Annotated in this window: 11 protein-coding genes; 7 read left to right on the top strand and 4 right to left on the bottom strand. The window is 59.7% G+C overall.

Going from position 1 to position 9,595, the window contains the following annotated elements; genetic code table 11:
* Nucleotides 1–77: 77 nt before the first annotated feature.
* Nucleotides 78–911, top strand: coding sequence for a nucleoside triphosphate pyrophosphohydrolase (gene mazG / locus ACW9I6_RS27085; protein ID WP_003210739.1), 834 nt, complete (start codon nt 78–80; stop codon nt 909–911).
* A gap of 25 nt (nt 912–936) precedes the next feature.
* Complete coding sequence (locus ACW9I6_RS27080; protein ID WP_003210740.1) at nt 937–1,482, top strand: DUF2058 domain-containing protein; 546 nt, start codon at nt 937–939, stop codon at nt 1,480–1,482.
* A gap of 188 nt (nt 1,483–1,670) precedes the next feature.
* Here ACW9I6_RS27080 and ACW9I6_RS27075 read toward each other — a convergent pair whose 3' ends face one another.
* From ACW9I6_RS27075 to purM, 4 genes are all read right to left on the bottom strand, one after another.
* On the bottom strand, nt 1,671–1,859 hold the full coding sequence (locus tag ACW9I6_RS27075; RefSeq protein WP_008438187.1) for a hypothetical protein: 189 nt from the start codon (nt 1,857–1,859) through the stop codon (nt 1,671–1,673).
* 253 nt (nt 1,860–2,112) lie between these two features.
* Complete coding sequence (locus ACW9I6_RS27070; protein WP_003210742.1) at nt 2,113–2,826, bottom strand: DUF3108 domain-containing protein; 714 nt, start codon at nt 2,824–2,826, stop codon at nt 2,113–2,115.
* An 8-nt stretch (nt 2,827–2,834) separates the two neighbouring features.
* Nucleotides 2,835–3,485 (bottom strand): phosphoribosylglycinamide formyltransferase, encoded by a 651-nt coding sequence (gene purN / locus ACW9I6_RS27065; protein WP_008438189.1) that lies wholly within the window; start codon nt 3,483–3,485, stop codon nt 2,835–2,837.
* Nucleotides 3,485–4,543, bottom strand: coding sequence for a phosphoribosylformylglycinamidine cyclo-ligase (gene purM, locus ACW9I6_RS27060; RefSeq protein ID WP_008438191.1), 1,059 nt, complete (start codon nt 4,541–4,543; stop codon nt 3,485–3,487). The genes purN and purM overlap by 1 nt, the downstream gene beginning before the upstream one ends.
* Before the next feature lie 359 nt (nt 4,544–4,902).
* On the opposite strand from purM, the gene ACW9I6_RS27055 reads away from it, so the two are divergent.
* The 5 genes from ACW9I6_RS27055 (at nt 4,903) to ACW9I6_RS27035 (ending at nt 9,522) form a co-directional block, all read left to right on the top strand.
* Nucleotides 4,903–5,943, top strand: coding sequence for a DUF2066 domain-containing protein (locus ACW9I6_RS27055; RefSeq protein ID WP_457340039.1), 1,041 nt, complete (start codon nt 4,903–4,905; stop codon nt 5,941–5,943).
* A gap of 53 nt (nt 5,944–5,996) precedes the next feature.
* Complete coding sequence (locus ACW9I6_RS27050; RefSeq protein ID WP_177019653.1) at nt 5,997–7,070, top strand: AI-2E family transporter; 1,074 nt, start codon at nt 5,997–5,999, stop codon at nt 7,068–7,070.
* Nucleotides 7,071–7,287: 217 nt separating this feature from the next.
* Nucleotides 7,288–7,992 carry a DnaA regulatory inactivator Hda gene (gene hda / locus ACW9I6_RS27045; RefSeq protein WP_003210747.1) on the top strand — a complete coding sequence of 235 codons (705 nt, stop codon included), beginning with the start codon at nt 7,288–7,290 and terminating at the stop codon, nt 7,990–7,992.
* A 213-nt stretch (nt 7,993–8,205) separates the two neighbouring features.
* Nucleotides 8,206–8,835, top strand: a complete 630-nt coding sequence (locus ACW9I6_RS27040) for a C40 family peptidase (protein ID WP_003210748.1) — start codon at nt 8,206–8,208, stop codon at nt 8,833–8,835.
* Nucleotides 8,836–8,979: 144 nt separating this feature from the next.
* Nucleotides 8,980–9,522 (top strand): C40 family peptidase, encoded by a 543-nt coding sequence (locus ACW9I6_RS27035; RefSeq protein WP_003210749.1) that lies wholly within the window; start codon nt 8,980–8,982, stop codon nt 9,520–9,522.
* Nucleotides 9,523–9,595 lie beyond the last annotated feature (73 nt).

Raw genomic sequence — 9,595 nt, 5'->3', positions numbered from 1 at the left:
ACTGACACGACGCCTTCGCGAGCAAGCCCGCTCCCACATTTGATCCTCAGCGTTCCCACTTCTGCGGAAAGAGACTGATGTATTCACTTGAAGACCTGTTGCACCTGATGAACCGCCTGCGCGACCCGCAATACGGTTGCCCGTGGGACATCAAGCAAACCTACGCCACCATCGTCCCCCACACCCTGGAAGAAGCCTACGAAGTCGCCGATGCGATCGAGCGCGGGGATTTTGATCACCTGCAAGGTGAGCTGGGCGACCTGTTGTTCCAGGTGGTGTATTACAGCCAGCTGGCGCGGGAAGAAGGGCGCTTCGAATTCGCCGGGGTGATCGACAGCATTACCCGCAAGTTGATTCGCCGTCACCCGCATGTGTTTCCCACGGGAGACTTGTATGCGCCGCTGGATATTCCGCAGCTGAGCGAAGAGCAGGTCAAGCAGCGTTGGGAAGAAATAAAGGCCGAGGAGCGTGCGGAAAAATCCGACGCACCGGAGCAACTGTCCTTGCTGGATGATGTACCCACGGCCTTGCCGGCGCTTTCCCGCGCCGCCAAATTGCAAAAGCGCGCCGGGCAGGTGGGTTTCGACTGGCCGGCCGCGTTGCCCGTGGTGGATAACGTGCGCGAAGAGCTGGATGAAGTGCTCGAGGCCATGGCCGATAACGACCCGGCAGCCATCGCCGATGAAGTAGGTGACCTGCTGTTTGCGGCGGTCAACCTGGCCCGTCACCTCCAGGTCGACCCGGAAGCAGCCTTGCGTTTAGCCAACGCTAAATTCGAACGACGTTTCCGATTTATCGAACAGGCATTGCGCGAGACCCACCGTCCCATAGAAGATTGCACCCTCGAAGAGTTGGACGCCCTGTGGGGCGAAGCCAAACGCCAGGAAAAGAATCTGTCCAGCTGCGGCTGAGCCGTTGCCCAAGTGAGTAAGCACCATGAGCATTTCCCTTCGCGACCAGTTGCTCAAAGCAGGCCTGGTCAACCAAAAGCAGGCCAAGCAGGTCGGCAAAGAGAAACAGAAACAGCAGCGCCTGGTGCATAAAGGCCAGGCCGAAGCGGACGACAGCCAGGCGCGCCTGGCCATCCAGGCGCATGCCGAAAAGGTCAAGCGCGACCAGGAGCTGAACCGTCAGCAGCAGGAAAAAGCCGAGGCTAAGGCCCGCGTTGCGCAGGTCAAGCAATTGATCGAAACCTCGCGCCTGCCCAAGCTGACCACCGAGGACTACTACAACTTCGTGGATGACAAGAAGGTCAAGCGCCTGTCGGTCAACACGCTGATGCGTAACAAGCTGAGCAACGGCTCCCTGGCGATCGTGCATCACGGTGGCGGTTACGAGGTGATCCCGCGCGAAGCCGCGCTGAAGATCCAGGAGCGGGCGCCAGAGCGCATCGTCCAGATGAACGTGCTGACCGAAAGCCAGGTGCCGGATGAGGATGATCCGTACGCCGCCTACCAGATCCCTGACGACCTGATGTGGTAATGCGTTAGAAACACACATTGTGGCGAGACGGCTTGTTGTGGCGAGGGAGCTTGCTCCCGCTGGGGCGCGAAGCGCCCCCAAAATCCCAACCCCCAACCCCCAAAACACAAACCCCGCTCAAAAGGCGGGGTTTGTGTTTATAGACACTCCAGCTGCGTGGGGCTGGTTATCTACAGGATTTCAGAGTTTCAGGAGCTTTGCGCCTGGCGTTTCATCTCAAGGGTCTCGAGCTCGTTTTTATAATTATGAGCTTCGGTCTCGTCGTGAAACATGCCGACCAGCAGGTCTTGCTGGTGTACATCCCAGATGTGAATCCCGTGGGCTACTGCTTCATGGGACATATGTTCATCGTCGCGTTCAGTTACTTTTACAGTCATCTGCTTGCTCCAATCTCTGGTTGATCTGCGGCAAGGCGTCGCAGGCCTTTGTTATATGATTTGTTAGCTTGCTAAGTAAATAACCAGGAATTGCAACACACCTTTACAGAAACTGGAGTAATCCCGCGAGCCCACGGAAACCGCGACATTGCGTCGCAGGGCGCTGAGTTTTATGACAAAAGTTTCATGTTGGCGTCAGGCGACAGGCGAAAAAAAGCCCCGCGTACGCGAGGCTCTTTCATTGCGCAGAGGATCAGCTGCCTTTGACAGCCTTGCCGTCAACGGTACCGTCTTGCAGCATGATGTTGTATTCCTTGCCGTCAGTCTCGACCTGGCGCAGGGCAACCAGGATGCCGCCCCAGTCCTTGGCAAACCACATTTGGGTAATGCGCTTGCTTTGAGTCGGGTCACGCACGCGCTCGACCTTGATCGCATCGATGGAGCCGGCTTTGGTCTGGACCTTTTCCGGGCCGATCACGCGGAAGTCGTAGGTATCGACATCAGTGCCTTCGACGACGTTGTAGCTCATGCTTTTCTTGCCGGCTGCCACATCGCGCTGCAATGCCAACTGGTAGGTCGACTTGTCGAGCATGCCGCTTTGAAGGGCCACGTTGACCGGGTCCTTGTTTTCAAAGCCGGTGACTTTCTTGGCCGTCTGATCGAAGTCGAGGTTGATCTTCTTCGTCTTGCCCAGGCCACCGCGTTCGAAGGTGTAGCTCACCGGTTGCAGGGCGTCTTTGTCGAAGCGGATCACGCTGGTTTCAGTCAGGCTGGCGATCATCATGGAAGCCTTGAAATTCAAGGTCCAGCTGCCGTTGTCATTCTTGGTCAGGCTGCGTTCTGCCGAACCACTCATGGGCAACTGTTTCCAGTCGGCGGTGTAGCTGGCGGAGAAAGGGTGAAGGTCTGCCGCTTGCACGGCAGGCAAGGCGAACAGCGCAAAAGCGAAGAGCAGGGCGCGACGCATAAAGTCTCCTAGGTTCGAATCAAGTGGCCGCTGGCCGCAAGTAACTGACCGTCCAATAATGCACCGTGGTCGCCAAGAATCAACCGTCCCTCAGCGAACCAGCGAACAGCCAGCGGGTAAATCCTGTGTTCCTGGGTGTGAACCCGTTGCGCAAGCGTCTGCGCAGAGTCCGCAGACTCTACCGGAACTACTGCCTGTACGACCAGAGGCCCGCCATCGAGTTCCTCGGTGACAAAGTGCACGCTGCAGCCGTGCTCGGTGTCGCCGGCCTCCAGGGCACGCTGGTGGGTGTGTAACCCTTTGTATTTTGGCAGCAGGGACGGGTGGATATTCAGCAGACGCCCGTTGTAGTGACGCACGAAGTCAGCGCTGAGAATGCGCATGAAGCCGGCCAGTACCACGAGTTTGGGGTTGAAGGCGTCGATCAGTTCGATCAAGGCGCTGTCGAAGGCCTCGCGGCCTTCGAAAGCCTTGTGATCCAGGGAGCGGGTGTCGATACCTGCGTCCCTGGCGCGTTGCAGGCCGTAGGCGTCGCTGCGGTTGGAAATCACCGCAGCGATGCGCACCGGGCTGTCGCCGGCGCGCGTGCTGTCGATCAGGGCCTGCAAGTTACTGCCGGTGCCGGAGAGCAGCACCACGACATCACAGGTTGCAGGCATCAGTGCGCCTTAAGGTTCTTCAGTTCAACCTGAGCCGCGCCTTCAGGGGCGGTAGCGATCTGGCCGATGACCCAAGGCTGTTCGCCGGCTTCACGCAATACGTTCAGCGCGCTTTCAACGTGCTCTTGAGCCACGCAGATGACCATGCCCACGCCGCAGTTCAGCACGCGGTGCATCTCGGTTTCGTTGACGTTGCCTTTCTCTTGCAGCCAGTCGAAGACTGCCGGGCGCTGCCAGCTGGCCACGTCGACAATCGCCTGGGCGCCTTTAGGCAGTACGCGCGGGATGTTGTCCAGCAGGCCGCCACCGGTGATGTGGGCCATGGCCTTGACCGCGCCGGTGTCCTTGATCAGCTTGAGCAACGGCTTCACGTAGATGCGGGTCGGGGCCATCAGCAGGTCGGTCAAGGGCTTGCCGTCGAGCTGGATGGTTTCGATGTCGGCGCCGGACACTTCGATGATCTTGCGGATCAGCGAGTAGCCGTTGGAGTGCGGGCCGGACGATGGGAGGGCCAGCAGGGCGTCACCGGCAGCCACCTTGGAACCGTCGATGATTTCGGATTTTTCGACAACGCCGACGCAGAAACCGGCCAGGTCGTAGTCTTCGCCTTCGTACATGCCTGGCATTTCAGCGGTTTCGCCGCCGACCAGGGAGCAGCCGGACAGTTCGCAGCCAGCGCCAATGCCGGTGACCACCTGGGTAGCGGTCTCGACGTTGAGCTTGCCGGTGGCATAGTAGTCAAGGAAGAACAGCGGCTCGGCGCCGCACACCACCAGGTCGTTCACGCACATGGCAACCAGGTCGATGCCGATGCTGTCGTGCTTGTTCAGGTTCAGTGCCAGGCGCAGCTTGGTGCCCACACCGTCGGTGCCGGAGACCAATACAGGCTGCTTGTAGCCGGCCGGGATCTCGCAGAGGGCGCCAAAACCGCCCAGGCCGCCCATGACTTCGGGGCGCGCAGTGCGCTTGGCGACGCTCTTGATGCGTTCGACCAATGCTTCACCGGCGTCGATGTCTACACCGGCGTCCTTGTAGCTCAGGGAGGGTTGCTTGCTCATGATCCAGGCCTTTAGGGGGGATTCAGGGGTAACGACCGAATGCGGCGGGTGTACCGAAACCTGAAGTTTCAGCACGGCCTGCCATTGACGGTCTGCGAAGGCGCGCGATTTTATCAGGCTTGAGGGGCAGCGGCCATCCTCGGGCCGACGGGCAGGGGCAATAGCTGTTAAAAAAATCGCTAATCGAGTCGGTCACAGGCCCTATTAAGGTATAGCCTTTAACTCGCTATCGTTATGACAGTACAAAAACTTGCCGAGACCCTGTGAATGTTTTGCCGGTCGCTGTGGTCACAGCCTTGCTCAACAGTGTTCACGCGGTCTGTTCCAACCGCTTATTTGCCGTTCGGGAATCTTCTTTCATGGGTCTGAGTAAATATTTTTTTGTGGGCTGCTTGTCGTTGGTCAGCCTGGCGAGTCATGCCGAAACCCTCAATGGTCTCTATCAAGTGCTGGAGCCGGTCAGCAGTCAGTCTCCCCAGGAGCGCGACCAGGCGACCCAGCGTGCCCTGCAAACCCTGGTGATCCGCCTGACCGGCGACGCCAAGGCCGCCGATGGCCCGGGCCTGGCGGCGATCCGCAAAGACCCGCAACAAATCATCAGTCAGTATGGCTACGACGCCGGCCCGCCGGAAAGCCTGCAGGTGGATTTCGACCCGGTCAGCACCGACCGCGCGTTGCGTGGCGCGGGCCTGGCGCTGTGGGGCAGCAATCGGCCATCGATCCTCGGTTGGTGGCTGAACGACTCCGTGGAAGGCAGCAGCCTGGTCGGTGATGGCCAGGCCGTCGCCCAGCCGCTGCGCCGCGCGGCCCAGCACCGTGGTTTGCCGCTGCGTCTGCCATTGGGTGACCTGGACGAACAGATCGTCGCCACCGCCCCGAATCTTGAAAGCCCTGACGCCACACCGCTGCGCGCCGCGTCCGAGCGTTATGGGGCCGATGCCTTGCTGGCGGTGCATGCTCGCGAAGATGGCGGCCAATGGTCGGCCAAATGGCGCCTGTGGCTGGGGGATAAAAGCGAGCAGGGCACCGCCACCGGCACTGATACTGCCGCATTGGCTGACGCCGTGCTGCTGGCCGTCAGCGAACGCCTGGCACCACGCTTTGCGGTCAAGGCCGGCGCTGCCACCAGTGATCAGTTGCTGGAAGTGCAGGGCATGAATCTCGAGCATTACGCCGCCCTCGGCCATCTGCTGGAACCGTTCGGTGCCCAGCCAGTGCGCGTGGACGGCACTCGCATCGTTTATCGGGTGAATGGCAGCGCCGAGCAGCTGCGCACCCAGTTGAGCCTGGCCAAGTTGCAGGAAATCCCGGCAGGTGAAGCTCCGGCTCCGCAGACGGTGGTAGAAGGCGCGCAACCGGCACCGGTCGAGCCGACGCCGCAGCTACGTTTTCATTGGTAAGTGTTCTTCCTTCTTATATAGAAGCAGGAAGCAAATAACAGAGGGAGTGGTTTATGGCGGATACGCGTCGTTGGGTGTGGCTTGGCGGGATTGTCCTGCTGTGCGTTTTTGTGTTCCTGCTGCATTCGATCCTGACGCCGTTCCTGGTCGCGTTACTGCTGGCCTACCTGTTCGATCCGGTGGTGGATCGCCTGGAAAAGCTCGGCCTGTCACGTACCTGGGGCGTGGTGGCGGTGTTTGCGTTGTTCACCTTGATCATCACGGCGCTGGTCCTGGTGCTGGTGCCGATGTTGGCCAAGCAGCTGTTCAAGCTCTATGAGCTGGCGCCGCAGATGCTCGACTGGCTGCAACACACGGCCATGCCGTGGGCGCAGGCCAAGCTGGGGCTGGCAGACGGCTTCTGGAAGTTCGACAAGGTCAAGGCGGCCATCAGCGAGCACATGGGCCAGACCACCGACATTGTCGGCGTGGTGCTGAGCCAGGCGACGGCGTCGAGCCTGGCGCTGATTGGCTGGCTGACCAACCTGGTGCTGATCCCGGTCGTGGCGTTCTACCTGCTGCGGGACTGGGATATCATGATGGCCAAGATCCGCGGCCTGCTGCCGCGCGACCGTGAGGAGCGCATTGTCTCCCTGGCCGAGGAGTGTCATGAGGTGCTCGGCGCCTTCGTCCGTGGCCAGTTGCTGGTGATGCTGGCGCTGGGGATCATCTACGCGGCGGGGTTGATGGCGATCGGCCTGGAACTGGGGCTGTTGATCGGCCTGATCGCCGGCCTGGCAGCCATCGTGCCTTATATGGGCTTCGTGATTGGTATCGGTGCGGCGCTGGTGGCCGGGTTGTTCCAGTTCCACGGCGACCTGTACCCGATGCTCGGGATTGTCGCGGTGTTCATGGTCGGCCAGGCCCTGGAAGGCATGGTGCTGACGCCATTGCTGGTAGGCGACCGGATCGGCCTGCACCCGGTGGCGGTGATCTTTGCGATCCTGGCGGGCGGCGAGCTGTTCGGCTTTACCGGCATCCTGCTGGCGCTGCCGGTGGCGGCGGTGATCATGGTGCTGGTGCGCCATGTGCACGACTTGTACAAGGACTCGGACATGTACGCCGGAACCGACGAACCGGAGTTATAACCGCAGCATCACAAACCCGGCTCAAGGCCGGGTTTGTCATTTATCGGCTCTGGCGTTTCGCCATTGCGTCAAACATTCCTCACCAAATCCAACAAGTTAACGCAAACCTTTGATTTTGCTTGTGGTCTGCTGCATTGTGCGCCCGGCGTCACGGGTATAAACTTTGCAAACTTTACACAGAGGTCACTAACGGTTCGATTGGAACCGTTCAGTCAGCATGAAACCGATTCAGCTGCCCCTAGGTGTGCGTCTGCGTGACGACGCCACCTTTATCAATTACTACCCAGGCGCCAATGCCGCTGCACTCGGCTATGTCGAGCGGCTCTGCGAAGCCGACGCCGGGTGGACCGAAAGCTTGATCTACCTCTGGGGCAAGCACGGCGTGGGGCGTACCCACTTGTTACAGGCCGCTTGCCTGCGCTTCGAACAGATGGGTGAACCGGCGGTGTACCTGCCGCTGGCGGAGCTGCTGGACCGCGGTATCGAGATCCTCGACAACCTTGAACAATACGAACTGGTCTGCCTGGACGATTTGCAGGCAGTGGCGGGGCGGGCAGATTGGGAAGAGGCACTGTTCCATCTGTTCAACCGCTTGCGTGACAGCGGCCGGCGCTTGTTGATTGCCGCCTCCACCTCGCCACGTGAGCTGCCGGTGAAGCTGGCGGACTTGAAGTCGCGGCTGACCCTGGCGCTGATTTTCCAGATGCGCCCGTTGTCCGACGAAGACAAACTGCGGGCCCTGCAACTGCGTGCTTCGCGCCGCGGGTTGCACCTGACCGATGAAGTCGGGCATTTTATTCTCACTCGCGGTACACGCAGCATGAGCGCACTGTTCGACTTGCTCGAACAGCTCGACCAGGCTTCCTTGCAAGCCCAGCGCAAGCTGACTATTCCCTTCCTCAAAGAAACCCTGGGCTGGTAGCCAGCCCTTTAAAGCCGGGGCTTTCGGCAAATTACAGGCGCCAGAAAACCTGCGTTTGGGCCGTTTTGGCCACGCAAATGGCTGGCATAGGGTGTTAAGGGCTTAGATGTCATAGTCCAAACAAGAAGTCACATAGATCACGATTGAATTTGCAAATCGATGTGATAGAAGGCATAGTCTCGGCTTCTTTACACATCAGCCACGGTCGTGCCCATGCTAAATCGCTTCGCACCCCTCGTGCCTCTCGCACTCGTTACCCTGTTGTTTGGTTGCGCCACCCACACTCAAAACGTGGCTGAGCAGCAAAAACCAGTACAGCAGTCCCAGGCAAAATTCGTTGCGTCGCAGTCTTCCACTGTTTATCAGGAAGAGATCGCAACTGAAAAAGAACTCGCCGACTTCGCCGGCGCCAAGCCTTACCAGCTTCCAGTTCTGGCCGACAGCATTCTCGAACGCGGCATGTCCCTGATCGGTACCCGTTACCGTTTCGGCGGTACCTCTGAAGCCGGTTTCGACTGCAGCGGTTTCATCGGCTACCTGTTCCGCGAGGAAGCCGGCATGAACCTGCCGCGTTCCACCCGCGAAATGATCAACGTGGATGCACCGTTGGTCGCGCGGAACAACCTCAAGCCCGGTGATCTGCTTTTCTTTAGTACGGCTGGCCGTGGTCGTGTCAGCCACGCCGGTATCTACCTGGGCGACAACCAGTTTATCCACTCCAGCAGCCGCCGCAGCGGTGGTGTGCGAGTCGACAACCTGGGTGACAGCTACTGGAGCAAAACCTTCATCGAAGCCAAGCGCGCCCTGGCGATGGCCCCGACTACCGTTACCGCCAGCAAGTAAAGTTAAAGTGATACTTGAAGTTTGACGTGTAAGCGCTAGAATCCCTGGACATTGTTGTAAATTGATCGCGCGAGCTTTGCTTGCGCGTTCTGTTTTTCAACGTTCGGCAGCGAAAGCCGCATCCAGATCAGGATTGTTCTGCCCATGTCGACCTCGGCCCGCCTAATTCTTCTCGTTTGCGCCGCGCTGCTCAGCGCCTGCGCAAGTCGTCCTCCGCCTGCTCCCGTGGCCGTCAAGCCCAAGCCGGTGTTCAACACCTATGCCACCCAAAGTTTCTCGCCTGCGGCCGAAGACGTGCTTTTTCGTGCGCTGGGCCTGGTCGGCACGCCTTATCGTTGGGGCGGCAACACGCCGGACTCGGGGTTTGATTGCAGTGGCTTGATCGGTTTCGTCTACCGTGACGCGGCGGGCATCTCCTTGCCACGTACCACCCGCGAGCTGATCGTGATGCGCGCCCAGGACGTGAGCGAAAACAACCTGCAAACCGGTGACCTGATCTTCTTCGCCACGGGTGGCGGCTCGCAGGTCAGCCACGCCGGGATCTACGTGGGAGAAGGGCGCTTTGTGCATGCGCCGCAAACCGGCGGTACGGTGAAGCTGGACACGCTGTCCAAAGCCTATTGGCAAAACGCCTACCTGAGCGCCAAGCGTGTGTTGCCAGCCGAGCACCTGGCACGAAACCCCTAGGAAAACACGAAACCAAATGTGGGAGCGGGCTTGCTCGCGAATGCGGTGGGTCAGTCGACAACAAGCTGACTGA

The organism is Pseudomonas sp. SDO5522_S412 (assembly GCF_054071215.1).
This window is presented reverse-complemented; position numbering and strand designations above follow the sequence as displayed.

Excerpts from the sequence above, each read along its gene's own strand:
- mazG (WP_003210739.1), top strand. The coding sequence starts at position 78 with ATGTATTCACTTGAAGACCTGTTGCACCTGATGAACCGCCTGCGCGAC.
- ACW9I6_RS27080 (WP_003210740.1), top strand. The coding sequence starts at position 937 with ATGAGCATTTCCCTTCGCGACCAGTTGCTCAAAGCAGGCCTGGTCAAC.
- ACW9I6_RS27075 (WP_008438187.1), bottom strand. The coding sequence starts at position 1,859 with ATGACTGTAAAAGTAACTGAACGCGACGATGAACATATGTCCCATGAA.
- ACW9I6_RS27070 (WP_003210742.1), bottom strand. The coding sequence starts at position 2,826 with ATGCGTCGCGCCCTGCTCTTCGCTTTTGCGCTGTTCGCCTTGCCTGCC.
- purN (WP_008438189.1), bottom strand. The coding sequence starts at position 3,485 with ATGCCTGCAACCTGTGATGTCGTGGTGCTGCTCTCCGGCACCGGCAGT.
- purM (WP_008438191.1), bottom strand. The coding sequence starts at position 4,543 with ATGAGCAAGCAACCCTCCCTGAGCTACAAGGACGCCGGTGTAGACATC.
- ACW9I6_RS27055 (WP_457340039.1), top strand. The coding sequence starts at position 4,903 with ATGGGTCTGAGTAAATATTTTTTTGTGGGCTGCTTGTCGTTGGTCAGC.
- ACW9I6_RS27050 (WP_177019653.1), top strand. The coding sequence starts at position 5,997 with ATGGCGGATACGCGTCGTTGGGTGTGGCTTGGCGGGATTGTCCTGCTG.
- hda (WP_003210747.1), top strand. The coding sequence starts at position 7,288 with ATGAAACCGATTCAGCTGCCCCTAGGTGTGCGTCTGCGTGACGACGCC.
- ACW9I6_RS27040 (WP_003210748.1), top strand. The coding sequence starts at position 8,206 with ATGCTAAATCGCTTCGCACCCCTCGTGCCTCTCGCACTCGTTACCCTG.
- ACW9I6_RS27035 (WP_003210749.1), top strand. The coding sequence starts at position 8,980 with ATGTCGACCTCGGCCCGCCTAATTCTTCTCGTTTGCGCCGCGCTGCTC.